Source organism: Bacillus sp. DC4300-2b2 (assembly GCF_049895685.1).
Lineage (GTDB): Bacteria > Bacillota > Bacilli > Bacillales > Bacillaceae > Bacillus > Bacillus safensis.
Genome location: NZ_JAFCSW010000005.1, coordinates 243,475 through 268,458, shown reverse-complemented (window position 1 = coordinate 268,458; position 24,984 = coordinate 243,475). Strand labels below are relative to the sequence as shown.

The window sequence follows — 24,984 nt, the reverse complement described above, 5'->3', positions numbered from 1 at the left end:
AGGTCGCAGGTTCAAATCCTGCCCCCGCAACCAAAATGGTCCGGTAGTTCAGTTGGTTAGAATGCCTGCCTGTCACGCAGGAGGTCGCGGGTTCGAGTCCCGTCCGGACCGCCATTTTTATGACTTGTAAACGAAAACGTATAGTTTCGTTTTTTTTTATGTCTTTTTCTTTCTACAAGTACCCACGATGCAATGAAATGATTTGTGTTTGGCTACACTATATGAAAGAATAGATAGATTACTTCAACCCAGCCTGGTTTTTACACACCAGGCTTTCTTTATATCATTTTTAGTTGGAACTGAGACTTATATTCGCTACACTAATACTAACTGTGTTTGACATCATGTCTATTTAACCAATTGATTGCAAGAAGGGGCTGTCTTTTTATGGATGAATTTGATCTTATTCGCCGAATCACACCAAAAGATACATATCAGCGCTCTTTGATCATGGGCATCGGTGATGATGCAAGTGTTTATCAACCTCATTCACACTGTGAAGAGGTCGTTTGTGTTGATACAATGGTGGAGCATGTTCATTTTCGTTTTGACTTTTCCACACCTTTTGAAGTTGGCTTTAAGGCACTGGCAGTCAATGTCAGTGATATCGCTGCAATGGGAGGCACCCCAAAGTATTATCTTGTTTCAATTGCGATCCCGCCTCATGGTGACGAAACAATCGTCAGGGCTCTTTACGAGGGAATGAAAGCGTTGGCTAACACCTATCATATGGATTTGATTGGTGGAGATACAGTAGCCACTCGCAGTGACTTTGTCATTACCGTGACGGTCATTGGTGAGGTGTCAAAGGGAACAGCTTGTTATCGTCACAGTGCTCAAACTGGAGACGTCGTCTTTGTCACAGGTGAACTAGGTTCATCAGCTGCTGGGTTATCAATCTTAATGAACGAAGCAGCCCCTTCTAAGGCGGTCGACGCTGATTTCTTTCTTAAGCGTCACAAAATGCCTCAGCCTCATATTGCTGCTGGTCACATTTGTTCAAGTTTCCCGCGCGTCACCTTGAATGATGTGAGTGATGGATTAGCGAGTGAGTTGAATGAGATAGCTGAAGCGAGCGGTGTGAGGATCGAGATAGAAGCTGATAAGCTTCCAATTCATCCAGATTTACAGGTGCTGCGCAAAGACTGGCTTGAATGGGTGTTATTCGGGGGAGAAGACTTTGTTTTAACTGGTACGATACCAGAATCTGATTGGGAAAGCTTTGAATCTCAATGTCAAAAAGAAGACATTCAGATCACACGTATTGGACAAGTCAAAGATGATCAAGCAGCCAGTGTTATGTTAAAAGACAATGATCAACAAACAATGTTAATGAAAAAAGGATATAATCATTTTAAGAAATGAGGTGACATCAACGGTGAAATTAACATGGACAACAAAAGGTGCGGATGAGACGAAACGAATTGCCGCTGCTTTGGCCAAACTTGTGATGCCAGGCGATGTATTGACATTAGAAGGAGATTTAGGCGCAGGCAAAACCACTTTTTCAAAAGGTTTTGCAGAAGGCTTAGGAATTACCCGTATCGTCAACAGCCCCACCTTTACAATTATTAAAGAATATACCGATGGCAGACTGCCACTTTACCATATGGACGTGTACCGCATGGAAGATGCAGAAGAAGAGATCGGACTCGAAGAATATTTTGAGGGTGAAGGAGTATGCTTGATTGAATGGGCACATCTTATTGAACCTCAATTGCCTTCTTCCTATTTAAAAATTGAAATGCTGAGAACAGAACGTGAAGAAGAACGGCATCTCACGTTTGATGCAAAAGGGGAGCGTTATGAGTCCCTTTGTAAGGAGATGAAAGAATTTGACCATACTGGCCATTGATACATCAAACCATACACTAGGAATTGCTCTTGTAAGAGACCTCACTGTGATTGGCGAGAGCATTACGTATTTAAAAAAGAACCATTCCGTCCGAGCGATGCCCACTGTTGAAGCATTGATGAAAGAATGTGGTGTAGCACCAAGCGAACTAAGTAAAATCGTTGTGGCAAAAGGACCTGGTTCTTACACTGGCGTCAGAATCGGTGTTACCATAGCAAAAACACTAGCGTGGACGCTGTCTATCCCGATATCGGCTGTTTCGAGTTTAGAAGCGCTTGCGGCAAATGGCCAATATTTTGATGGGTATATCTCACCTCTATTTGATGCGAGAAGAGGACAAGTTTATACTGGGCTATATACGTTTGAAAAAGGTAAGATCAAAGAGGTCGAACCAGATCAAAATATCCTGCTCACGGATTGGCTTCATGAGCTGAAGCAGACAGGAAAGCCTGTTCTATTTCTTGGACAAGATGTGCACCTTCATGAAGAGAGCATTCGCTCTATTTTAGGAGAAACGGCTGTACTGGCAGAGGGGACATTTCATAACCCAAGACCTTCAGTGCTTGCATTTTTAGGCGCAGATCGTCCTGCTGAAGATGTTCATCAGCTTGTTCCTAACTATATTCGTTTGGCAGAAGCGGAAGTGAAATGGCTTGAAGGACAAAAATAATCTTCACATAGCAGAAATACGACAAATGACAGTAGCGGACATTCCAGAGGTGTATACGATTGAAGTGCATTCGTTTACAGCCCCTTGGAAAAAGGAATCGTTTGTCTATGAGATTCTTCATAACCAATACAGCCATTATTTCCTCATCGAAGAAGATAAGCAGCCTGTTGGATATTGCGGGGTCTGGATTGTCATGGACGATGCACAAATTACGAACATTGCGATTCTCCCTGAGCATAGAGGAAAAGGCTATGGGGAAGCATTGCTTCGATATGTCATGGAATTTTGCAAAGAAAAAAAGACAGATCATCTTTCTTTAGAGGTGCGGGTTTCGAATACACCAGCACAATCCCTCTATGAAAAGCTCGGTTTCAGACCAGCTTCTATTCGAAAGAATTATTATACGGATAATGGAGAAGATGCGTTAGTCATGTGGGTGAATATAAATGAGTGAACAAACAGATCGATTCATATTAGGAATAGAAACAAGCTGTGATGAAACAGCTGCGTCCATTGTGAAAAATGGAAAGGAAATCGTGGCAAATGTGGTCGCCTCGCAAATAGACAGTCATAAACGATTTGGCGGTGTTGTACCTGAAATTGCTTCGAGGCATCACGTGGAGCAAGTCACCATCGTATTAGAAGAAGTGATGACACAGGCGGGTATGAGCTTTAAGGATTTGGATGCGATTGCTGTTACGGAAGGACCCGGTCTCGTCGGTGCCCTGCTGATTGGCGTCAATGCAGCAAAGGCACTGAGCTTTGCCCATCAAATTCCTCTTGTTGGTGTTCATCATATTGCAGGGCATATTTATGCCAACCAGCTCGTTGATGAATTAGAGTTTCCATGTTTAGCTCTTGTTGTCTCTGGCGGACATACTGAGCTTGTTTTATTGAAGGAGCACGGATCTTTTGAGGTCATCGGAGAAACATTAGATGATGCAGCTGGAGAAGCCTACGATAAAGTGGCCCGGACGATGGGTCTCCCGTACCCAGGCGGACCTCATATTGATCGGTTAGCACATGAAGGAGAGCCGACAATTAAGCTTCCTCGTGCATGGCTTGAAGAAGGGTCTTATCACTTTAGCTTCAGTGGTTTAAAATCAGCTGTGATCAACACGTTACACAATGCGTCACAAAAGGGAGAAACGATTGCCCCAGAGAATTTAGCCGCAAGTTTTCAAGCAAGTGTCATTGAGGTGCTTGTTGGGAAAACATTGAAAGCAGCAGAAGCCTATGGTGTGAAGCAGGTTGTTCTAGCTGGAGGAGTCGCTGCCAATAAAGGACTAAGAGAAGCTTTAACATCAGCATTCACGAAACTGCCAGACGTGAAGGTTATTATTCCGCCATTATCACTTTGCACAGACAATGCAGCCATGATCGCTGCCGCTGGAACCATTGCGTTTGAAAAAGGAATCAGAGGCGATATGGCGATGAATGGCCAGCCAGGATTGCCGCTAGTCTCATATAAATAAAACTCCTGTGGATTACAGGGGTTTTTATTTTTCTATGAAAGCGATTTATTCACATGTAAACGTTATATATCCACAATTGTTAGAAAATTTTGTTTTAAAGTGAAGAGGATGTGTATAAATACGACCTTTTTTGTGGATATGTGATTAAAACACTGTGGATAAAGTGGATAAGTCTAAAGTGTTTAAGAATAATCAAGAAGTTATTGTGGGTATCGTTGTGGATAATAAATTTTCATTGAAAGAAAAAAGAGTACCCTTTAGGGCACTCTTTAAGAATCTGACAGCTCTTCCCACTCCGCAAAAAGTGATTCTAACTCTTGATTGAGCGTATCATTTTCTGTTTGAATGGCTTGAACCTTCTCGTGATCTTGAAAAATATCAGGATCACATAACAGCTCTTCATTTTCACCGAGCTTGTCTTCAATGACAGCAATCCGTTTTTCAATTTCTTCAATCCTGCGCTGCTTTTGTCTTTCTTTCTTTTTCAGTTCTTTTTCTTCCGCATAAGAAAGCTTTGTTGTTTCTGCTGGTTGGGCAGCTTGTTTTTTAACAGGTTCATTTTCTTGAAGTGCCTTCAGCTCTAGTTGTTCATTTTTCTTTTCAAGGTAGTAGTCATAATCACCGAGATATTCTTTTGTTTCTGTAGGCGACAGCTCGAATACTTTCGTAGCGAGACGATTGATAAAATAACGATCATGCGAGACAAATAAGATGGTTCCTGGATAATCGATTAGTGCATTCTCTAAAATTTCCTTACTATCTAAGTCAAGATGGTTTGTAGGTTCATCGAGAATAAGAAAATTGGCTTTTTGGAGCATCAGCTTTGCCAGCGCAAGACGTGCTTTTTCCCCACCGCTTAATGCATGGACAGGCTTTAAAACGTCATCCCCTGAAAAGAGGAAGTTTCCTAAACATGTCCGAATTTCTTTTTCATTCATATGAGGATAATCATCCCAAAGCTCATTTAGCACTTTTTTCGAGGATGTCAGTTTGGCTTGCTCTTGGTCATAGTAGCCGATGGTGACATGAGATCCAAAAGTGATGTCGCCTTTTACTGGTGTTAATGTGTTCGTTAACGTTTTTAAAAGGGTTGATTTCCCGATCCCGTTAGGACCAATGAGTGCCACACTATCCTCGCGTTTAATTTGAAAAGAAAGAGAGGATAGGAGCGGTGTTTTTTCATCATAACTAATATCAAGATCATGTACCTTCAGTACATCATTGCCGCTTTGTCTCGTAATATCAAAATGAAAGTTTGCGGATTTTTCATCTCCTAAAGGCTTATCTAAACGATCCATCCGTTCGAGCTGTTTGCGTCTGCTTTGAGCGCGCTTTGTGGTGGAGGCTCTTGCCAGGTTGCGGTCCACGAAATCCTGGAGCTTTGAGATCTCTTCTTGCTGCTTTTCGTATAGTTTCATATCCCGCTCGAGCTGCTCTGCTTTCAGATCCAGATACTTACTATAGTTCCCAGCAAACTTTTTCATCGAAGTTCTTGAGACTTCATAGACGTGGTTTACGACTTTGTCTAAGAAATAGCGGTCATGGGACACGATGAGAATGGCACCTGTATAATTTTGCAAATACTGCTCAAGCCATGATAAGGTATCAATATCTAAATGGTTGGTCGGCTCATCCAGAATTAAGAGTTCTGGTTTCATTAACAAGAGCTTTCCAAGTGCTAAACGGGTTTTCTGGCCGCCGCTTAAAGATTGGACGGTTGTCTCGTCTTCAAAATGACTAAAGCCGAGTCCATGAAGAATGGAGCGGACATCTGCTTCATATTGATAGCCGCCTTGATCTTTAAATTCCTGCTGAAGCCTGTCATAGGTTTTCATCAGGGCTTCCAGCTCAGAACCTGTGGAAGAAGCCATTTTCTCCTCAATGGTTCTCATCTCTTGTTCCATCTCTTTTAAATGATCAAAAACCGATAATAATTCGTCTTTTAGCGTACGTGTAGACGTCACATCGGTATGCTGTGCTAAATAGCCGATCGATAGGTCTTTTGGTTTGATAATCTCACCTTGCTCGTAAGACATTTGACCGGCGATGATTTTCAAAAGCGTGGATTTGCCTGCGCCGTTACGACCTACAATGGCAATTCGATCCCTTGCTTTGACTTCCAATTTTATATTCGTTAAAACAGTATCAGCGCCAAACGATTTGGACAGCTGATTCACTTGTAGAATCATCATGTAACTTCACCTCTGCTATAATATGTTAAGTGTAGCTTATCAGCAGTAAACCGGCAAATGTTACATACAATCGCCATATTCAAATGAAAGACAGATAGGAAAAAATAGTGTATCATTTGAGTGAGGGAGCGTTGAAAGATGAGTCAATTTAGCCACTTTAACGAACAGGGAAGAGCAAAGATGGTCGACATTAGTGACAAATCGTCTACAGTGAGGACCGCCGTTGCTGCTTCAAGTGTTCGTATGATAAAAGAAGTGTTTCATAAAATACAACAGCGTGAAATTGGAAAAGGGGATGTGCTGTCTGTTGCACAGGTTGCTGGCATCATGGCAGCAAAGCAAACATCTACCATCATTCCAATGTGTCATCCGCTTGCACTAAAAGGCGTGGATATCTCCTTTGATTGGGAGGAAGACGGAAATGCGCACATCCTGAACATACAAGTACAGGTAAAAACAAAAGGAAGTACAGGTGTGGAGATGGAAGCGCTCACTTCTGCTTCAGTATGTGCACTGACCGTTTACGACATGTGCAAAGCGATTGATAAAGGCATGATCATCGGTCCTACCTATCTAATTGAAAAGACAGGCGGGAAAAATGGTGATTTTCACAGAGCATCTGATATTTAAGTTGGAGGACCTTATATGAATATAGATCAGTCAAAAATTCCACAAGCGACAGCCAAACGTTTGCCGCTATACTACCGTTTTTTAAAAAATCTGCATGCATCAGGAAAACAAAGGGTGTCATCAGCAGAGCTTAGTGATGCAGTCAAAGTGGATTCTGCTACCATTCGCCGAGATTTTTCGTACTTTGGTGCACTTGGGAAGAAAGGGTATGGCTATAATGTCGATTATCTCTTGACCTTCTTCAGAAAGACCCTTGACCAAGATGAAATGACCAATGTCATGCTCATCGGTGTCGGAAATTTAGGGACTGCTTTTTTACACTATAATTTCATAAAAAATAATAATACAAAAATTTCAATGGCTTTTGACGTCAATGAGAGTAAAATAGGAAGTGAGATAGGCGGCGTGCCTGTCTATGATTTGGATAAGCTTGAAGAGCATGTTCAAGAGGTAGGAGATATCCCTGTTGCAATTTTGACAGTACCTGCCGTAGCAGCTCAATCCATTACAGATCGTTTGATTGCCCTTGGCATCAAAGGAATCCTTAACTTTACGCCGGCTCGATTGAATGTGCCGGAACACATTCGAATTCATCATATAGATTTGGCGGTTGAACTTCAGTCTCTTGTGTATTTCTTAAAGCATTACTCTGTTACGCAGGAGGACTGACGAAAAGGGGTAAAGGGGGTGGAGCAAATGGGTCCGATCGGTCCTGGGAGTTTGATTCTGATTGCGATTGTAGCGCTCATTATTTTTGGGCCGAAAAAGCTTCCTGAATTAGGAAGAGCAGCAGGAGATACATTACGTGAATTCAAAAATGCCACAAAAGGCTTAGCTGATGATCAGGAAGAAAAAAAGAAAAAAGAAGATCAGTAGAATAGGATGAGCTTCATGAATGTCAAAGATATGCCGCTTATGGAGCATATTGTGGAACTGCGAAAACGTTTAGTGATCATTGCGATGTTTTTTGTCGCCTTTATGGTGTCTGGTTTTTTTCTCGCTAAGCCGGTCATTCTGTATTTACAAAATACCGATGAAGCGGCAACACTGACGCTGAATGCATTTAAGCTTACAGATCCACTGTACGTGTTTATGCAGTTCGCATTTGTCATTGCTTTGGTTTTGACGTGTCCTGTTATTTTATATCAGCTGTGGGCGTTTGTGAGTCCTGGCCTATATGAAAAAGAAAGAAAGGTGACACTTGCTTACATTCCGATTGCACTGCTTTTATTTTTGAGCGGTGTGGCTTTCTCTTACTTTATTTTATTTCCGTTTGTCGTCGATTTTATGATGCGAATGTCGAATGATTTAAATGTAGAGCAAGTCATTGGGATTCATGAGTATTTTACATTTCTAATGCAGTTAACACTTCCATTTGGCTTTTTGTTTCAGATGCCCGTCGTGTTGATGTTTCTCACAAGACTTGGCATCATCACACCGATGTTTTTATCAAAAATACGGAAGTATGCCTATTTTGTCCTCCTTGTCATTGCCGCACTCATTACACCGCCAGAGCTTGTTTCTCACCTCATGGTCACCTTGCCAATGCTCGTTTTATACGAAGTGAGTATTATCATTTCAAGAGTGACCTACCGCAAAATGCAGCAAACAGAGGAGAAAGAAAAACATTATGTTTCATAAAAAAGCATCATGATCCAATGAGGATCACGATGCTTTTTCTATTGTGCAAGAAATTGATTGATCGTGTGAAAGAGGTGCTCATAATAGGCGGGCTCATGCGAGACAAAATCTCGAATATGTACTTCCCTGCTTTCCTCACGTCGTTCGCCGTTTGCAGCCACTTCAAAGCCCTCGATTCGAATTCTTTCACATGATCCTGTTAAAAGCTGCTGTGCATCAACCAGTTTTGCTCTGTACAGACCAGCGACTTCTTCTTTCTGTAGATGAACTTCCATGTGCTTTTCTTCATTCATATAAAGATACACATGGCAGAACTCACGGTCAATGAAAGAAGGCAGGTGAATTTCATCTTTTATGATTCCTGTATAAGTAAGGTTCTCAAAAGGGATAGAAAGACCAAGCTCTTCTTCTACCTCTCTTAAGCCCTCAGAAGGCTGTTCATCTGCAAGAAGGTGACCTGCTGCGGTGATATCAAACAGTGAAGGAAAATCCTTTTTTGCAGGACTCCTTAGCTGAAAATAGAGATACACGGTGCCATGCTCCTTTTTGAGAAGCCAGAAATGAAATGTTTCATGCCAAAGACCTTGGGCGTGGACATCTGAACGAGCGGCAGCTCCAATGGTTTCATGCTGATCATTAAAGATACGAAGTTTTTCATGTTCCATGAAGATACATCCTCCATAAAAAAACCATTTTCCAAACGCGGAAAATGGTTTTTGATTTATTTTTGCTGCTGTTTTTTGAGTTTGACAGAGAAGGCAAACATTTTAAGCGCGATATTGATATTATAGGCCGCAAACACCATCAGCAAAATGCTGTAAAATGACCACATGTCACCTGGGTTTTGAATGGCCATATAGGTGAAAGCGACACCTACGGCAAAATAAATGATGCCCCATACGACTGGGTTTCTCATGAGAAAAAGCCTCCAATAATCATTTGCATGGTTTGAGATTGTTCTTCAATCATTTTTTTCACTGGCTCAATCTGCACAAGAACGACAAGTGAATTCATCAGCATATGAGCGCCGATTGGAACAATGATTCGTTTTGTTTTCGCATATAAAAAGGCAAAGGTAAAGCCCATTGCTGTATAGAGCAAGATATGGGGAAAATCATAGTGTACAGCAGCGAAAACCACTGAACTGGCAAGTGCTCCAATGAAGAAATTCGTTTTTTCATAAATCACACCAAAGATGATTTTACGGAAAATGATTTCCTCTAAGATTGGACCAATCAGGGCAATGACGATCACAAGCCAAGGAACGGCATCCATAATGGATAAAATGGTTTGCGTATTTTCTGACTCACGGCCAATGCCGAATGCATATTGTTCAATCGCCCCCGCAATTGATTGTGCAAACAGAGAAAGAAAGAAACCGCCAATGATCCATGCGATAGCAGAACCGATTGAAACTGGCGCTTCATTTCGCAGTGAAGCTTTTGGGACGGTTCGAAGGAGGAGCAGAATAATGATCAATCCGATACAGAAACTGATGATTGTCCACGTTCCTGATAATTTTGAAAGCTCTGTTTGAGTCATCGGTGTTTGAATGAATCCCAGCCATTTCATCATGAGAAAATAAGGAAACGCAGATACCTGTACCAATATATACGTTAAGATGATGTACCAATATTGTTTTTTCAAGTAACGAAAACCCCTTTACTAAAAGAACTAAATTTATTGTAACACAAGTCTTCTTTTTCGATGAAAAGGAAAGAATCTGAGATTCAAAAAGATCGTGAAAGCGTAAAAATTTTTAAAGGTTTTCACTTGAAATTGCAGAAGACATTCTTTATTATAATAAATGTGTTAGCACTCACTGGTGATGAGTGCTAAAAAAGACTACATATAATAATTGAGGAGGTTGTTTCTTATGTTAAAGCCATTAGGCGATCGCGTAATCATTGAACTCGTTGAATCTGAGGAAAAAACCGCTAGCGGTATTGTTTTACCGGATTCTGCAAAAGAAAAACCGCAAGAAGGTAAAATTGTTGCAGCAGGTTCAGGGCGTGTACTTGAAAGTGGTGAGCGCGTTGCGTTAGAAGTAAGCACAGGCGACCGCATTATCTTCTCAAAATATGCAGGCACTGAAGTGAAATATGAAGGAAAAGAATATTTAATCCTTCGTGAGAGCGACATTTTAGCTGTTATTGGCTAATCACATAAAAAACATTGAGATAAATTTTTAAAAAGACTGAGGAGGTTTCGTTATTATGGCAAAAGATATTAAGTTCAGTGAAGAAGCACGTCGCGCAATGTTACGTGGTGTAGATGCACTTGCAGATGCTGTAAAAGTAACTTTAGGACCAAAAGGACGTAACGTGGTTCTTGAGAAAAAATTCGGTTCTCCACTTATCACAAATGATGGTGTAACGATCGCAAAAGAAATCGAATTAGAAGATGCATTTGAAAACATGGGTGCAAAACTTGTGGCTGAAGTTGCAAGCAAAACAAACGATGTTGCTGGTGACGGTACAACGACTGCAACAGTTCTAGCTCAAGCGATGATCCGTGAAGGTCTTAAAAACGTAACAGCTGGTGCAAACCCTGTTGGCGTTCGTAAGGGGATCGAGGAAGCAGTGAAAGTAGCACTTGAAGGCTTGCATGAGATTTCTAAACCAATCGAAGGTAAAGAATCAATTGCTCAAGTTGCGGCTATTTCTGCAGCAGACGAAGAAGTCGGCAGCCTAATCGCTGAAGCGATGGAGCGCGTTGGCAACGATGGAGTTATCACAATTGAAGAATCTAAAGGTTTCACAACTGAGCTAGAAGTGGTTGAAGGTATGCAGTTTGACCGCGGATATGCTTCACCATACATGGTGACAGATTCTGATAAGATGGAAGCGGTTCTTGAAAATCCATACATCTTAATCACAGATAAAAAAATCACAAACATTCAAGAAATCCTTCCTGTACTTGAGCAAGTAGTACAACAAGGAAAACCATTATTGCTTATTGCTGAAGATGTAGAAGGCGAAGCACTTGCAACTCTTGTTGTGAACAAACTTCGTGGTACATTCAACGCAGTAGCAGTAAAAGCACCTGGATTCGGTGATCGTCGTAAAGCAATGCTTGAAGACATCTCTGTTCTAACTGGCGGAGAATTAATCACAGAAGACCTAGGACTTGACCTGAAATCAACTGAAATCGGTCAGCTTGGCCGTGCGTCTAAAGTTGTTGTGACAAAAGAAAACACAACAATCGTAGAGGGTTCAGGAGATTCTGCTCAAATTGCAGCACGTGTGAACCAAATTCGTGCTCAAGTAGAAGAAACAACTTCTGAATTCGATAAAGAAAAATTACAAGAACGTCTTGCAAAACTAGCTGGCGGCGTCGCTGTCATCAAAGTTGGTGCTGCAACTGAAACAGAACTAAAAGAGCGTAAACTACGCATCGAGGATGCACTGAACTCAACTCGTGCAGCAGTTGAAGAAGGTATCGTATCCGGTGGTGGTACAGCACTTGTGAATGTATACAACAAAGTCGCTTCAATCGAAGCAGATGGTGACGTTCAAACAGGTGTAAACATCGTTCTACGTTCTCTTGAAGAGCCAATTCGTCAAATCGCTCACAACGCAGGTCTTGAAGGATCCGTTATCGTTGAGCGCTTGAAAAACGAAGAAATTGGCGTAGGCTTCAACGCAGCAACAAACGAATGGGTAAACATGATCGAAAAAGGAATCGTTGACCCAACAAAAGTAACTCGCTCTGCACTTCAAAACGCAGCTTCTGTAGCAGCAATGCTTCTAACAACTGAAGCAGTCGTAGCTGACAAACCAGAAGAAGGCGGCTCAGGCGGCGGAATGCCGGATATGGGCGGCATGGGTGGAATGGGCGGAATGATGTAAACACCCTCGAAAACCCCTTGAAATATAGGGGTTTTTGTTATGTCTATTTATATTGGTTAAGAACGCTAAATGAATTGAAACCTTCACCGTTTCTCAACCGTTTACATATGAGACAGTAATTTAATGAATTTTTATCTAAAATGAAGAAATTAGATGATTTTAAAAGAAAAGCGGTGATCATATGGGCTTTACTACTTGGGTGGCAATTATTGTTGCACTAGCCGTCGTGTTTGGATTGTTTGGATCGAAGAAGCGCGATAAATAATGAAAGAGTTAACCCCCACTTTCAAATAGGAGTAGGGGTTTTTTTGTTAAGTGGTAAGAATTTGAAGAGTTTTAAAAGGCGATCGTGATTTTTTAAAGACCGTATGCATAAAGCATATCCTTTACACAGAAGCCGTTCTCAAATAAAAAAAGCCCTCATCATTCAAGGGCATGAGTGAAAGTTTATTTTACTTTTACTGTAAATGTCACGTCTTTTCTATTCATGTAATCGTCAGTTGAGACATTTCCAAATTTCAGTTTTAATTCTTTGATGTTTTTAATGTTGATCTCTTTGCCTTCAGGAGCTAAGAATTGAATAACACCATCTTGTTTAACGCCACCTTCAACTTCGCCACCAATATCACCATCAGTCATAAACATATTCGCATCTAGTTGCATGCTTCCCGCTACAGCTTTACCTTGATCTGGATAGAAGTTTAGAACTTTATCTGTCGTATTTTCAATATTCATTCCAACATTGATTCTATCTTTCATAATTTTAATTTCGCCAAGGTTTACTTTCATTCCTTGAGCAGTTGTTTTGTGTTTGCTCGCATTTATTTTCTTTGAGCCATCATCTTTTTTGTTTTTTGATTGTGTTTTTGTGCTTGTAGACTCTTTTTCTTTAGACGCACCTGTAGACACATCTTCTGTTGAGCCGCAAGCAGCAAGTGTAAATGTTAGCCCTAAAGCTAAAAATAAAGCATAGAATTTCTTCAAAATGAAAATCCCCTTTTGTTTAATTTATTTAAGCGTCTTTTGCTTATACATTGACCATGACTATTATAATAGGATAAAAGAACCTATAAATCAACAAAAAATGATAAAAATAGAAAATAATTGTTTTGAAGTGTTTTTTTATAAACCAGTTAGCTTAAAATTACATAAAATTCACTTCTTGTGACTTAAAACGAACTTGAATTTCCTTATAATAGAATTATTATAAGGGATTGGGAGTGTTTGAAATGGATGGTTCGTCAATCAAGACGGTTAATAGAGAGGATCAACATGAATTCTTGTTTCTGAATATATCTTCAAATACAATTGGGGCTCTTTCAAAGGAATCAGCTGAGAGGATTCTAAAGGTAAGGAACATAGATGAAATTCACCAATTGATGTATGTTCCTATTGAAAATCATGAAGACCTCAAATGGCTGATCCACTCTCTGCATAAAGCTATCATGGATGAAAAAGATGTACGTGTCGCTCTTGAATTGGCTGATCTGCTCTATTTCTTTGTTGTCCCTGCTTACAAAGAAGAATTGATGAGCCGGGAAGATTTGTCACAGATGGTGAGTGATATACTATTTATGTTGGATCTTTGGACAGATGAAAACATAATAGAGTTAGTTGTTGCCATTCAATATGAATTACAAAAAGTAGAGAGAAAAGGCTTGTAGAGCAATCTCTACAAGCTTTATTCTCTATTTTTATGCAGTTGTGTTATTGACGACAGGCTCTTTTCTAAACACGCCCATGCAGCCTGCAATGATGATTAATACAGCTGGAAGGATGAAGAACATAGAAATAGAAATAATGCCTCCAACAGCAGATACTAATAATAAAATTCCACCAAGCTTTGCTTTTTTCTTTACAATGACAGATGAGACAATGGCAAGAATAGAGAAAAGCATTGCTGCCCAGCCTAATCCTGTAATTTCACTAGTGCCTGAATCGCTAAATGCCGCATCGATTCCTCCGAAAGCAAGAGCGAACATTGCGCCGAAAAATCCAAAAATCCCCCCAATTAAACCTAAAACAAATTCTGTCGTTCTTTTCATAATACTTTCCTCCGATATGTAAATAAGAATTATTGGTACTTAAGAACCAACACAATCTTACTAATCGGCATTTCTTTCATAATGTTAATAGTTTTGTTAAAAAAAACAAGAAAATCCATAAAGGATTTTCTTGTCCAGTTATTGGGCTCTTTCCCAGGTGATTCTTGTTTCATTTGTTTTTTTCGTTCCCTTTGCCAGCACTTTGCCGTTTTCTTGTTTCACGGTGATGTTTAGGTCATAAAAGGAATAGAGGGCGCCGAGGCTGTCATTTTCTGGTTTGTGAAGATTGTTTTCTTTTTCGGTTGATGCTCCAATGGCCAGCGTTTTTGCAAAGTTTAAACCAATGACTTCAGCGTAATCACTATTGGTATCAGAGGAAGCCGTTACGTTTAAAGAAATGACTTTTTTCTTTTGATCAACGGTGATGTCAGTGTCTTTGATGAGCTTAGACTGCTCCATCACTTCTTTCGTTTCCTTTTGAATGCGTTCATTAATTGTTGGAAGTGCCTTCGTTTCTGTTTTTTGTTCTTTCGTCGTATTTGAGCAAGCTGCTAGGATGCAGAGAATTGCAGCTAAACTCATGAAAGCAAGTAGACTTTTTTTCACGTTCGATCTCCTTTTTTCTTCGAAGTATGTATGCTTATGTTACCACGAATCCTTGTTTTGATTAAAAGAGAAGTGTTGATAAGCTGTGAACAATAAAAAGCACCCTCTATCGGGTGCTTTATTTCTTATTGTGCTGAAAGGCTTGTACTTAATGGGATAGAAGAAATAACGGTGAATTTAGGAGTGGCAGCACCAGATTCTAAATTTTTACGTAAAAGCGATGATTTGATTGACCCATCCCAATTTTTATAGACACTTCCTGATGTATTTGCACGAAGCTGTACATTCGAAAAGCTTGCTTGTGAATAGCTGTTTGTTCCATTATCCTGTACGCCGTGTACCATTTTGACAACATCAAGGTTTTTCAGACGGCTAGGGTTGTAAACAGGCTGCTTATAGCGCAGTTTCCCATTGACATATAGTGACACCGTACCATCACCATTATTAATAAGCTTTAAGTTGACGCGTGCGCCATCTTTAATACTTGAATCGTATTCGCTGTTCCAGTATTTACTGCCGCCTTGTGAGCCGCTGCCCAGAAAGACCTTATAGCCAGAAGACGTTTTTGAAATACCGCTCTCTACAACGGCAGAGCCGAGACCGAGATACCAGTCCGCATAGCCGTTTTTAATGGTGGCTGTTTTCGGCAGGACAATATCGGCAGAGATACCTGACCATTTGGCTTCATCCGTTTGTGTCACAATGGCGCCGTGACGAGGACTAGCCGCTGAGGCAGGAAGACTTGAAAACATCAAAACGAAGGCCAAACTTACAATCAAAACAGTGAACCACTTTTTCATGAAAATTCCCCCTTAAATTTGATTCACCTTCATTATATAAAATGAAAGAGGGGAGCTACTTACAATGTTCTGGCTGGTTTTGGCAGTATTTATGAACTTAATCGGTCATAAAGTGGTCAACTTGTATTTGAATTGTAATCTGTCTGTAAAATAACTGGGTTCATCTTCATGTATAATGAGTTCAGAAACCAAAAACGGAGGATTTCTTAATGAATAAAAAGCTTATCACGACAATCGTAACAGTAGCTAGTTTATTTTTAGCATTCAGTTTCTCACATGGAGCAAGTGCAAAAAAAGTAAGCGGCAATATTACTTGGTACAATGGTGTCGGCAAAAAAGGCGCAGATGGAAAAAAACTCGGTCATTGGGATGCAGCAACTAAAATGGGCTTTGACGTACCGAAAAAAGGTACAAAACTAAGAGTGACAACAAAAGCGAAACCACATAAAGTGATTACAGTATATAAATATGATGTAGGCAGAATGCCAAATGCTGTACTAGACGTAAGTCCAAAAGCATTCAAAGCACTTGGGTATAAAACAAGTAAAGGTGTCGTAAAAGGGCATTACACTTATTAATACATAGGCATGCAAAGAAGCGGGAAAAGTTCATTTTCTGGCTTCTTTTCTTGTAGAGAGGGTCTGAAAGGCAATGAAAAAATCAACATGGTGGATCATCACAGTCATTGGCGTCGCAGTGATTGCGGCAGTTATTTTCTTCATGATGAAGCCGGGGCAAGAGGCAAAACATGCAGGGAAAGTCAAAACAAATCAAGATGCAAAAGACGAATTGCTCGTTTCATTTACAGATCAAAAGTTAAACAATACTTATTACTTGCATGATCGGGCGCTTCATACGGAGAAACTGACAGCATATCCTTCGATTGCTTATGATTCTACGCAACAAGTTTTATATTACACGTATACAGATGAAGATACGCAAAAGGTGAGTATTCGCGAATTAAAGGTGAAATCTGAAGAAGAAAAAACACTGTTTACGAGTGATGATTCCATCGACAGTATGAGGCTGTCTGGTGATGGGAAGAAGTTATTTCTTAGGTATAACAAGGATTCTGGAGAGCAATTTTATGTCGCGTCTTTTGATTTGAAAACACACAAAATGAAGGAGCTGTATCCAGAAAAAAGCAAGGACGATACGGTGAGTTCTTTTGCATATGATCCGACTTCAAATGATTTGGCGATCCAGCATTATTCTTTAAAAGAAGATTATCAAAAAACTGATGAAGCAAATGAAAAGGGCAGAGATCCTGAACCAACAACCATGAAGATCACCCTTCAAACAGGTGAGAAGGGGAAACGCATTGCACGCATCTCACAAACGATCAATGATATTTCATTTTCTCCAGATCATAAGAAATTGATTTATACAGAAGTAAAGGTTCGTAAAGAAAAAGAAATATCCTCTATTAAAATGCTTGATATAGAAACAGGAAAAACGACGACACTCGTTAAAAACAGTCAGGATGTTCATATTTTAAGTGCTGCACAGCCGCAATTTTCTACGGACGGGTCGTCTATTTATTTCTTAGGTGTTGCAAAGAACGCAAAAGAATTAAAGGATGACACTGGACGAAAGGCGAAGGTAAGAACGATTTTTGAATACAATATGAAGAAGAAAACGGTTGAAGCCGCTTGGGAGAAGGATGGCGGAATCGTTAACAATTTCACTGTCAATCGATAAAGGAAGCGTTCAGTTATTTATATAACTGGACGTTTTTTTATTTTGTCACTTGAAATGCTGAAGAAATGGTGAATTTATAGGAAGAAAATTAGTTTTTAAGCAGTGATACGAGGGCTATTTTCATATTTTGCTTATGTGACAGAAAAAAAGAAAAAGAGTAATATGAGTGAACATAAAAAAACGAGAGGGCTGATGACATCTCGTTTTCTCTGTTTTATTTGTTTTCATCTAATAAGTTTTGAAAGATAAACAGGGCATTAATGGAGTGAGGGAAGCCAGCAACCTTTGTACAGTGTTTAATAATCTCCATAATCTCTATGACAGAAAGTCCAATATGTAATGCTTGTTCAAAATGAGTCTTTAAGTCTTCATCACAATCGCCTTTTGTGATGAGGGAAGATAATGTGCTGATGGCCTTTTGTTTTTCATCTAATATGAAGTGGTTGAATTCTTTTTGTTCACTGAGTTCAATGGTTAGTTGTTCAATGTTTGACCGAATGCTTTCGTTCTCATGAATTGAAAGCTTCTCTCTGTTACCTGCCGCTGTTTCTTGTTTGACCTGGCAAGTTTCTTTTTCTTCATTCAAATTGAACTCCTCCGTTTGTTATCGCAATTTTCCATTTGTTCGTTCATTATGGCTTATGTGCCTTTTGATAGATGTAATGGGTATATAGTAGTATTATCGGTTTGCTGCGTCAACTTTTTAAGTGGTAATGCTCTTCAAAGGAATGATTCATGCGATTTATTTTTCCATTTTGAAATGGATCATAAAAGGGCTAATGAATAGATGTCCGTTAGCCCCTTTGTAATCAGCAGTTTCATAAAAGTTCTACGCATATAGCGGAAGAGTGGTTTCATTTTTAATGAATGATATCCATCGGCCTCATCATGTCATAATCTTCATGCTCTAAAATATGACAATGCCACACATATCGGCCGGTATATGGAACAAATCGAGCAACGATCCGAATGACTTCACCTGCATGCGCCTGAATGGTGTCCTTGTAGCCTTGTTCATGTAAAGGAGGAGCTTCGTTTGGCCCTGTATACACGATTTCTCCTGTCGATTGATAGACTTCTGTATCAAACGGCCTTCTGTCTAAAACCCTAAATTGAACAAGGTGCAAATGAATGGGGTGTGTACCCCTAGTTGGATTGACGATGGACCAAACCTCTAGACTGCCAAGACGAGGATTTTCCGTGACGGGGTCATTCCAAAAGTGGTTATCGAGCAATAGGATAGGGCGGCCGTATTTATCCTGTGTGCCTGTAAGTGTGAGTGTACGCTCTCTATCAGCTCGACTTGGCCGAAGCGGTGGCAGCGGTTTGAAAATCGGACGTAATGTCTTAGGTACCCTTCCTTTTAGCGGACGTGTGACTTTGAATTGCATAATGTTCGCATCTGTTTCAGGATTCACATCCTGTCCGCAGCCGGCTGTATTTTTGAGAGTGATCGTTTTGTTTTCGTAAGCTGAAAAGTCGATGATGACATCGAAACGTTCAGCAGGCGCGATGCTAAATGATTGATGGCGAACGGGTCTTGGCAAAAATCCACCATCGGAACCAATTTGCATGATTGTAGCGTCGTTATCTAGATGCAGCTCATAAGTTCTAGTATTGGACGCATTTAAAATACGAAAACGGTATTTTCGCGGCTCTACTTCTAAATACGGCCATACTTTTCCATTGACTAAGATTGTTTCTCCACAAAAAAAGGGCACGATGGATGGGTCTGGAATATCACTGTCCTCTGGCGTGTCGTTTGGTCTGCTAGGGTAAAACAGTGAGCCATCCTCCTGAAACGTACGGTCCATAATCATTAAAGGAATGTCATAGTCATCTTTCGGAAGCTCTAAGGACTTTTCAAATGCATCTGAGATCAAATAAAACCCAGCTAAACCGGCGTACACATTTAGTCGTGTCAATGCCATCGCATGATCGTGATACCACAATGTGCAGGCTTGCTGATGATTTGGGTATACGTAAGTCTCTCTTTCAAAAAAAGGGCCGGTTGCTTCAAAGTCCCTTGAAAACCAGGCCTCTGGGTAGCCGTCACTGCTTGCAGGCGTGACACCGCCATGCAGATGAACGACTGTTTTGACCTCTGGTTCATCGTGATGCCCAGGATGAATGGTGTGATCGACAGGGAGGAAATGTTTCAATGGCAATTTGTTCATCCATTTCACTTTGACCTTTTCATTTCGATTGGCTTTAATGGTTGGACCAGGCAAGCTGCCATTATAGGTCCATAGCTTGGTTGGGGGCAGGTCTCTATGAACTTTTAAGAATACCTCCTCCATAGCAATTTCATAATACGTTTGTCTTGGGTTCTTTTTGACGGGCTCCGCGACTTCTGGAATTGGAAGCTCGTCAACAAATTTTTCTAGGTTCATGTTGACTAATCCTCACTTAAATACAATTTGATACAGTATAAGTGCGGACATCCAAATAGGTGAATAAAATAAAAAAACCCGCTTTTCAGCGGGAGAATTACGGGTGTTTATTTTCGAGCGCCGCATTTGCAGGCACTTTTTTATTCGGTTTAAAGATAAAATAAGCAGCTAGTACGCTAAAGGTAATGATACTCGTCAAAATGAGCTGTGGCCGCATGGATTCGATAAACAGCATCGATGTCAAGATGGCGCAAATGACCAAAATGGTAAAGTACGTGAGGTATGGGAACAGCCACATTTTGATTTTGAGCTGTTCTGGATTTTCTTTTTCGATTTTACGGCGCATTCTTAATTGTGAAACGGCGATGACCAAGTAGACAAGAAGGGCAATGGCGCCAGATGCATTGACTAAGAACAAAAAGATGGTTTCAGGATAAAAATAGTTCATCATGACGGCAATGTAGGAAAAGAAGGTACCTGCGACTGTAGCCGCTACAGGAACACCACGTTTGCTGATTTTCATAAAGCGTTTCGGCGCTTCGCCTCTTTCTGCTAATGAATAAAGCATTCTGGACGTTGTGTACAATCCGGAGTTTAAACAAGATAGAACAGCTGTTAAGACAATGACGTTCATGACTTGAGCGGCTGATGGAACACCGATGTATTCTAATACCGCAACGAACGGGCTTGTTAAAATACTTGCGGAATTCCACGGAAGTAAGGTGACAACGACAGCAATTGATCCGACATAGAATACGATAATACGCCATACAACAGAGCGTGTGGCTGTCGTCACAGATTTGACTGGGTCTGCTGATTCACCGGCCGCTATTGCCACAATCTCCGTTCCCATGAAGGAAAAGATGACGACGACGATTCCGAGTAACACAGAGCTGAATCCATTTGGAAGGAAACCGCCGTTTCCTGTTAGATTGGCAAGACCTGAAGTATGATGACCGCCAAAACCAAAGATAAATGCAAAACCAATGAGTAGAAAGAGAATGATGCTGACGACTTTAATCAATGAAAACCAATATTCAAATTCGCCAAAAGATTTAACAGAAAAGATATTTGTTAATGTTAAGAGGATTGTGAGGATAAGACTTGTGAGCCAAACAGGTGCATCTCCATACCAATATTGAATAATGGCAGCACCAGCAATGGCTTCGATGGCGATGACGATCACCCAGAAGAACCAGTAAAGCCAGCCGATTGTAAAACCGGCCCATGGACCGATCGCATCGCTCGCATATTGTGAGAAAGAACCGCTTGTCGGATACGCGCATGCCATTTCTCCGAGCATTCTCATAATAAAGATCACCAGAAGTCCGGCAAAAGAATAGGAAAGAATGGATCCAGGCCCTGCAGAATGAATGACAGCGCCGCTACCAACAAATAGCCCTGCCCCAATGACCCCAGCAATGGAGATCATCGAAATATGTCTTGTTTTAAGGTTTTTTTGAAGACCGTTTGTCATGTTGGACATTTCTTTACCTCCAAACATTTCTCATGAATAGAGAATTTGTTTTTAGAATATTTTAAATTTTATCATACTGAATTGTCATTCAGCATTGGACAGGTTATCAAACTGACATTTCAAAGCTCTTAACATGATGTTAAAAAGTATAAAGGATTTGAGAGATTATGTTCCCTCTTTTCCTTCGGATGATTCTTAAAATAACATAAAAAAGGGAGTGGGGAAGTTGTGTCACAAAATAAAATTATTCTGATAATTTCCCCGAGGAGAGAGATTTGACGATATATCCATTTCGAAGAGAATTGGAAAAAGGTTGATAGGAGTAGGTCTTGAGGTCATTTGACCTTGTAAAAATAAGTTTACTTAGGTCAACACATTTCTATTTATCCTATTTTGCTGACATAAGCGAATCATGTTGCTGTAGACCCACACGGGCTTTGCTTTGTAAGATAAATAATAGAAAAGTGATGTGTGAGGAGGCGCGGTTCGACATGGAGCGCTATAACGAATTAAGACAAGGTGAAACGGGTGCTTGGGTCAGCATCATTGCCTATGTGATCTTATCTGCGGTCAAACTCATTATTGGGTACGCGTTTCATTCAGAGGCCCTTTCGGCAGATGGATTGAATAACACGACGGATATAATTGCATCACTTGCTGTGTTGATTGGGCTGCGTATTTCTCAAAAGCCGCCTGATGAAGATCATCCATACGGTCATTTTAGAGCGGAAAATATTGCGTCTCTTGTGGCTTCCTTTATCATGATGCTTGTTGGGCTTCAGGTTTTGCTTAGTGCAGGCAAGTCGCTCTTCTCATCTGAGCATCAAACGCCGGATATGATCGCAGCTTGGACGGCAGCAGGAAGTGCTGTAGTGATGTACGGTGTGTATATTTATAACCGCAATCTGTCCAAACGGATCAATAGCCAGGCTCTTCATGCGGCAGCTGCTGATAATAAATCAGATGCGTATGTGAGTATTGGAACATTTGTAGGAATTATGGCTTCTCAATTTCAGCTGGCATGGATTGATACGCTTGCTGCGTTTGTCATTGGCTTAATTATTTGTAAAACTGCGTGGGAAATTTTCAGAGATGCCTCTCATTCGTTAACAGACGGATTTCATATCAAAGATATGTCTAAATATAAAGAGACCATTGAAGCAACACCAGGAGTGGGAGATTTAAAGGATATTAAAGCGCGTTATCTTGGAAGTACAGTCCATGTGGATGTAGTGGTTGAGGTCGAGCCCAACTTGAACATAGCAGAAAGCCATGATATTGCAGATGAAATTGAACGCAGAATGAAGCAGGAGCATGATATTTTACACTCTCATGTTCATATGGAGCCAGCAAGTGAGCCGAAAGAAGAGAAGAAGTCTTTTCCATCGTGAGAAGGCTTCTTTTTTATACGTGCTGATGTTATATGCAAATGCGTGTTGTATGGTAAAGTTAGACTATATGAAATTTGACAGAAACGTGATAGGAGGATCAGGATGGCATTTGAAGAACCGATGCATTCAGATTTACAAAAAATCGTAGATAACATCAATAAAGTCATGGTTGGGAAAAAAGACATTGCGATATTAAGCCTTGTTGCGATTTTGGCGAAGGGGCATGTGCTGCTAGAGGATGTGCCTGGTGTAGGGAAGACGATGATGGTTCGTGCTTTGGCAAAATCCATTGGTTGTGAGTTTAAGAGAATCCAATTCACTCCTGACCTTTTGCCTTCAGATGTAACAGGCGTGTCGATTTACAATAAAAAGACGAATGAATTTGAATTTAGGCAAGGACCGATCATGGGGCAGATTATTTTAGCTGATGAGATCAACCGGACCTCTCCTAAAACACAATCAGCATTACTTGAAGCGATGGAGGAAGGCAGTGTCACAGTGGACGGAGAAACGATGCCGCTTGCGGATCCATTTTTCGTCATGGCGACGCAAAATCCAGTTGAATATGAAGGAACTTATCCGCTGCCAGAAGCGCAAATGGACCGGTTTTTATTCAAGCTGCAGATGGGATATCCGACTATGCTCGAGGAGCTGGAGGTGCTCAACTTGCAGGAGAAGCAATCCCCGATTGGTACGCTCCAAGCCGTCATGACAAAGGAACATATCCATGCATTGCAGCAGGCTGTTCAAACCATTCATGTGGATGCATCCATTAAAGAATATATTGTTGAAATTGCTCAAGCGACGCGTAAACACCCATCTGTTTATCTAGGTGTCAGTCCAAGGGGATCGATCGCCTTGATGAAAGCGGCACAGGCGTATGCGCTTTTGAATCAGCGCGATTATGTGATTCCTGATGATGTACAGTATTTGGTGCCTTATACATTACCGCATCGTATGATTTTGACATCAGAAGCGACATATGAAGGGAAGAAGGCGGAGACACTGCTGCGACAAATGCTTGAGCAAATTGGCGTGCCAGTTCAAAAGTCGATGACTCAATGAAGTCACGTCATCGTTTAGCAGCTTCATTATGGTTACGGGTGATGATGCTCATCATTCTCACTGCGGCAGCCTTTTGTTATGCCATGTTTCAGGGAGGGTTTGTGAGCTGGTTCCTTTTTTATGCATTTTTACCATATGCTTTGTATGCATTGCTGTTTGCGCTCGTACCTCTTCGCGCGACAGCCAAGAGGGCATTACAGCAAACCCGCTTGAAGGCGGGGGATGTGCTGTCCGTTGACCTTGAAATCAAGCGGACACTACCATTTCCGTACGTTTACGTCATGATTGAGGATGCTCCGCCAGACACCTTTCATTTACAGGAACAGATTGAAATGAAGCAAATGCTGTTTCCTTGGTTTCGCAAAACATGGAGTTTTTCTTATCAATTGAATGATATTCCGCGGGGAGAGCATCATTTGACAGCGGTTAGAATCAAAACAGGTGATATGTTTGGGTTTGTTGAAAAAGAAATCATCATTCCGCTAGAGAAAAAACTGCTTGTCTACCCAAAAGTGCTGGATATCCCTGTAGAGCCTGCTGAGTCAGTCAGTGAAAATGGAGGCAAAGCGGTTCACTCGTGGTTAAATGAACCGACCCATGTGACAACAGGCGTACGGGAATACCAGCAAGGAGACCGTTTTGCTTGGGTGGATTGGAAGACGACGGCCAGAAGAGGCCAGCTGATGACGAAGGAATTTGAACAGAATCAAGCAAAGGACCTTGTCGTGTTTGCTGATTTTACTGATCAAGCTGTTTTTGAAACAGTTGTCTCTATTACAGCATCTGTTCTTCAAACGGCTGTGAAAAAAGGAGTGCCGTCAGGTCTTGTCCCTCTAGGGGATCAGCATGCCTTTCGAGTCGATCAAGGAGAACTTCATTTACAGGACATGCTTTATTATTTAACAAGGTTGCAGCATCAGCCTTCCCGCGCACTAGAATATAAACCGTTAGCAGCGAGTGAGTATCAGCATTCAGGAAAATATGTCGTCACAGGTCAGCTGCAGGAGGAGCTTGCGGCAAGTCTCTTTGGAAATCGAAATAGAAAGAACATCACCGTGCTTTTAGTGAAGAAAGCCGTTGACCGTTTGACGACAAAAGAAAAACAGCTTGCAGACCGGCTCAAGACCTCTGGAATAGGCATCACCCTTTTATTTGAAGACCGGCTGCACGAAAGAACTGTGAGGTGACAAAC

At 41.0% G+C, this 24,984-nt stretch carries 27 protein-coding genes, 1 tRNA gene and 1 pseudogene; 18 read left to right on the top strand and 11 right to left on the bottom strand.

The window, feature by feature from the left end:
- The first annotated feature begins 37 nt into the window (after window positions 1-37).
- The 6 genes from ACP69X_RS16825 (at window position 38) to tsaD (ending at window position 4,000) form a co-directional block, all read left to right on the top strand.
- A tRNA-Asp gene (locus tag ACP69X_RS16825) sits at window positions 38-114 on the top strand.
- A gap of 273 nt (window positions 115-387) precedes the next feature.
- Complete coding sequence (thiL, locus tag ACP69X_RS16820) at window positions 388-1,365, top strand: thiamine-phosphate kinase (RefSeq protein WP_269104199.1); 978 nt, start codon at window positions 388-390, stop codon at window positions 1,363-1,365.
- Window positions 1,366-1,378: 13 nt separating this feature from the next.
- Window positions 1,379-1,855 carry a tRNA (adenosine(37)-N6)-threonylcarbamoyltransferase complex ATPase subunit type 1 TsaE gene (gene tsaE, locus ACP69X_RS16815; RefSeq protein WP_073979364.1) on the top strand — a complete coding sequence of 159 codons (477 nt, stop codon included), beginning with the start codon at window positions 1,379-1,381 and terminating at the stop codon, window positions 1,853-1,855.
- Window positions 1,836-2,525 (top strand): tRNA (adenosine(37)-N6)-threonylcarbamoyltransferase complex dimerization subunit type 1 TsaB, encoded by a 690-nt coding sequence (tsaB, locus tag ACP69X_RS16810; protein WP_073979365.1) that lies wholly within the window; start codon window positions 1,836-1,838, stop codon window positions 2,523-2,525. Before tsaE ends, tsaB begins: the two co-directional genes overlap by 20 nt.
- Before the next feature lie 25 nt (window positions 2,526-2,550).
- Window positions 2,551-2,979, top strand: a complete 429-nt coding sequence (gene rimI / locus ACP69X_RS16805) for a ribosomal protein S18-alanine N-acetyltransferase (RefSeq protein WP_024424460.1) — start codon at window positions 2,551-2,553, stop codon at window positions 2,977-2,979.
- Window positions 2,972-4,000: a tRNA (adenosine(37)-N6)-threonylcarbamoyltransferase complex transferase subunit TsaD gene (gene tsaD, locus ACP69X_RS16800; RefSeq protein ID WP_073979366.1), complete on the top strand. Its 1,029-nt coding sequence runs from the start codon at window positions 2,972-2,974 to the stop codon at window positions 3,998-4,000. The genes rimI and tsaD overlap by 8 nt, the downstream gene beginning before the upstream one ends.
- A 269-nt stretch (window positions 4,001-4,269) precedes the next feature.
- Here the strand turns inward: tsaD and ACP69X_RS16795 are convergent, their stop codons facing one another.
- Window positions 4,270-6,192: an ABC-F family ATP-binding cassette domain-containing protein gene (locus tag ACP69X_RS16795; protein ID WP_041086992.1), complete on the bottom strand. Its 1,923-nt coding sequence runs from the start codon at window positions 6,190-6,192 to the stop codon at window positions 4,270-4,272.
- Window positions 6,193-6,330: 138 nt separating this feature from the next.
- Here ACP69X_RS16795 and moaC point away from each other — a divergent pair, with 138 nt between their 5' ends.
- The 4 genes from moaC to tatC are packed head-to-tail and all read left to right on the top strand — an operon-like array spanning window position 6,331 to window position 8,463.
- Window positions 6,331-6,822, top strand: coding sequence for a cyclic pyranopterin monophosphate synthase MoaC (gene moaC, locus ACP69X_RS16790; protein WP_034664898.1), 492 nt, complete (start codon window positions 6,331-6,333; stop codon window positions 6,820-6,822).
- A gap of 15 nt (window positions 6,823-6,837) precedes the next feature.
- Window positions 6,838-7,491 (top strand): redox-sensing transcriptional repressor Rex, encoded by a 654-nt coding sequence (locus ACP69X_RS16785; RefSeq protein WP_008355687.1) that lies wholly within the window; start codon window positions 6,838-6,840, stop codon window positions 7,489-7,491.
- A gap of 27 nt (window positions 7,492-7,518) precedes the next feature.
- Window positions 7,519-7,698: a twin-arginine translocase TatA/TatE family subunit gene (locus ACP69X_RS16780; protein ID WP_008355689.1), complete on the top strand. Its 180-nt coding sequence runs from the start codon at window positions 7,519-7,521 to the stop codon at window positions 7,696-7,698.
- A gap of 6 nt (window positions 7,699-7,704) precedes the next feature.
- The gene (gene tatC / locus ACP69X_RS16775) at window positions 7,705-8,463 is read left to right on the top strand and encodes a twin-arginine translocase subunit TatC (RefSeq protein ID WP_139037433.1); all 759 of its coding nucleotides are present in this window, start codon (window positions 7,705-7,707) and stop codon (window positions 8,461-8,463) included.
- Window positions 8,464-8,501: 38 nt separating this feature from the next.
- On the opposite strand, the gene ACP69X_RS16770 is transcribed toward tatC, so the two are convergent.
- From ACP69X_RS16770 to ACP69X_RS16760, 3 genes are read right to left on the bottom strand one after another with little or no spacing between them, the layout of a single operon-like run.
- Window positions 8,502-9,128 (bottom strand): NUDIX hydrolase, encoded by a 627-nt coding sequence (locus ACP69X_RS16770; RefSeq protein WP_426052897.1) that lies wholly within the window; start codon window positions 9,126-9,128, stop codon window positions 8,502-8,504.
- Between the two features lie 56 nt (window positions 9,129-9,184).
- On the bottom strand, window positions 9,185-9,379 hold the full coding sequence (locus ACP69X_RS16765; RefSeq protein ID WP_003213897.1) for a YdiK family protein: 195 nt from the start codon (window positions 9,377-9,379) through the stop codon (window positions 9,185-9,187).
- Entirely contained in the window at window positions 9,376-10,110 is a 735-nt protein-coding gene (locus ACP69X_RS16760) for a CPBP family intramembrane glutamic endopeptidase (protein WP_041087003.1), read from the bottom strand. Before ACP69X_RS16760 ends, ACP69X_RS16765 begins: the two co-directional genes overlap by 4 nt.
- Before the next feature lie 229 nt (window positions 10,111-10,339).
- Here ACP69X_RS16760 and groES point away from each other — a divergent pair, with 229 nt between their 5' ends.
- Together groES and groL are read left to right on the top strand one after the other, a co-directional pair.
- Window positions 10,340-10,624 (top strand): co-chaperone GroES, encoded by a 285-nt coding sequence (gene groES, locus ACP69X_RS16755; protein ID WP_024426730.1) that lies wholly within the window; start codon window positions 10,340-10,342, stop codon window positions 10,622-10,624.
- A 55-nt stretch (window positions 10,625-10,679) separates the two neighbouring features.
- Window positions 10,680-12,314 carry a chaperonin GroEL gene (gene groL, locus ACP69X_RS16750; RefSeq protein ID WP_024424467.1) on the top strand — a complete coding sequence of 545 codons (1,635 nt, stop codon included), beginning with the start codon at window positions 10,680-10,682 and terminating at the stop codon, window positions 12,312-12,314.
- Window positions 12,315-12,761: 447 nt separating this feature from the next.
- Here groL and ACP69X_RS16745 read toward each other — a convergent pair whose 3' ends face one another.
- Window positions 12,762-13,298 carry an LptM family lipoprotein gene (locus tag ACP69X_RS16745; RefSeq protein WP_041087011.1) on the bottom strand — a complete coding sequence of 179 codons (537 nt, stop codon included), beginning with the start codon at window positions 13,296-13,298 and terminating at the stop codon, window positions 12,762-12,764.
- A gap of 236 nt (window positions 13,299-13,534) precedes the next feature.
- Here ACP69X_RS16745 and ACP69X_RS16740 point away from each other — a divergent pair, with 236 nt between their 5' ends.
- Window positions 13,535-13,978 (top strand): hypothetical protein, encoded by a 444-nt coding sequence (locus ACP69X_RS16740; protein ID WP_131245217.1) that lies wholly within the window; start codon window positions 13,535-13,537, stop codon window positions 13,976-13,978.
- 30 nt (window positions 13,979-14,008) lie between these two features.
- Here the strand turns inward: ACP69X_RS16740 and ACP69X_RS16735 are convergent, their stop codons facing one another.
- The 3 genes from ACP69X_RS16735 to ACP69X_RS16725 form a co-directional block, all read right to left on the bottom strand.
- On the bottom strand, window positions 14,009-14,359 hold the full coding sequence (locus ACP69X_RS16735; protein ID WP_025092751.1) for a DUF4064 domain-containing protein: 351 nt from the start codon (window positions 14,357-14,359) through the stop codon (window positions 14,009-14,011).
- Window positions 14,360-14,497: 138 nt separating this feature from the next.
- Window positions 14,498-14,965: a hypothetical protein gene (locus ACP69X_RS16730; RefSeq protein WP_269104189.1), complete on the bottom strand. Its 468-nt coding sequence runs from the start codon at window positions 14,963-14,965 to the stop codon at window positions 14,498-14,500.
- A gap of 125 nt (window positions 14,966-15,090) precedes the next feature.
- Complete coding sequence (locus ACP69X_RS16725) at window positions 15,091-15,765, bottom strand: hypothetical protein (RefSeq protein WP_041087018.1); 675 nt, start codon at window positions 15,763-15,765, stop codon at window positions 15,091-15,093.
- A gap of 209 nt (window positions 15,766-15,974) precedes the next feature.
- Between ACP69X_RS16725 and ACP69X_RS16720 the strand changes: the two genes are divergently transcribed.
- Window positions 15,975-16,343 (top strand): RlpA-like double-psi beta-barrel domain-containing protein, encoded by a 369-nt coding sequence (locus ACP69X_RS16720; RefSeq protein WP_024424478.1) that lies wholly within the window; start codon window positions 15,975-15,977, stop codon window positions 16,341-16,343.
- A gap of 73 nt (window positions 16,344-16,416) precedes the next feature.
- Window positions 16,417-17,466, top strand: coding sequence for a hypothetical protein (locus tag ACP69X_RS16715; RefSeq protein ID WP_426052896.1), 1,050 nt, complete (start codon window positions 16,417-16,419; stop codon window positions 17,464-17,466).
- 214 nt (window positions 17,467-17,680) lie between these two features.
- Here the strand turns inward: ACP69X_RS16715 and ACP69X_RS16710 are convergent, their stop codons facing one another.
- From ACP69X_RS16710 to gabP, 3 genes and pseudogenes are all read right to left on the bottom strand, one after another.
- On the bottom strand, window positions 17,681-18,052 hold the full coding sequence (locus ACP69X_RS16710; protein ID WP_039176890.1) for a carboxymuconolactone decarboxylase family protein: 372 nt from the start codon (window positions 18,050-18,052) through the stop codon (window positions 17,681-17,683).
- Window positions 18,053-18,326: 274 nt separating this feature from the next.
- Window positions 18,327-19,859, bottom strand: a complete 1,533-nt coding sequence (locus tag ACP69X_RS16705) for a multicopper oxidase family protein (protein ID WP_041087023.1) — start codon at window positions 19,857-19,859, stop codon at window positions 18,327-18,329.
- 89 nt (window positions 19,860-19,948) lie between these two features.
- Window positions 19,949-21,345, bottom strand: a pseudogene (gabP, locus tag ACP69X_RS16700) (GABA permease); the annotation flags it as partial.
- Between the two features lie 482 nt (window positions 21,346-21,827).
- Here gabP and ACP69X_RS16695 point away from each other — a divergent pair.
- The 3 genes from ACP69X_RS16695 (at window position 21,828) to ACP69X_RS16685 (ending at window position 24,979) form a co-directional block, all read left to right on the top strand.
- A complete protein-coding gene (locus ACP69X_RS16695) occupies window positions 21,828-22,727 on the top strand; it encodes a cation diffusion facilitator family transporter (RefSeq protein ID WP_041087027.1) in 900 nt (299 codons plus the stop codon).
- 102 nt (window positions 22,728-22,829) lie between these two features.
- Complete coding sequence (locus ACP69X_RS16690) at window positions 22,830-23,792, top strand: AAA family ATPase (protein WP_073979374.1); 963 nt, start codon at window positions 22,830-22,832, stop codon at window positions 23,790-23,792.
- Window positions 23,789-24,979 carry a DUF58 domain-containing protein gene (locus tag ACP69X_RS16685; protein WP_426052895.1) on the top strand — a complete coding sequence of 397 codons (1,191 nt, stop codon included), beginning with the start codon at window positions 23,789-23,791 and terminating at the stop codon, window positions 24,977-24,979. The genes ACP69X_RS16690 and ACP69X_RS16685 overlap by 4 nt, the downstream gene beginning before the upstream one ends.
- The last annotated feature ends 5 nt before the right edge of the window (window positions 24,980-24,984 follow it).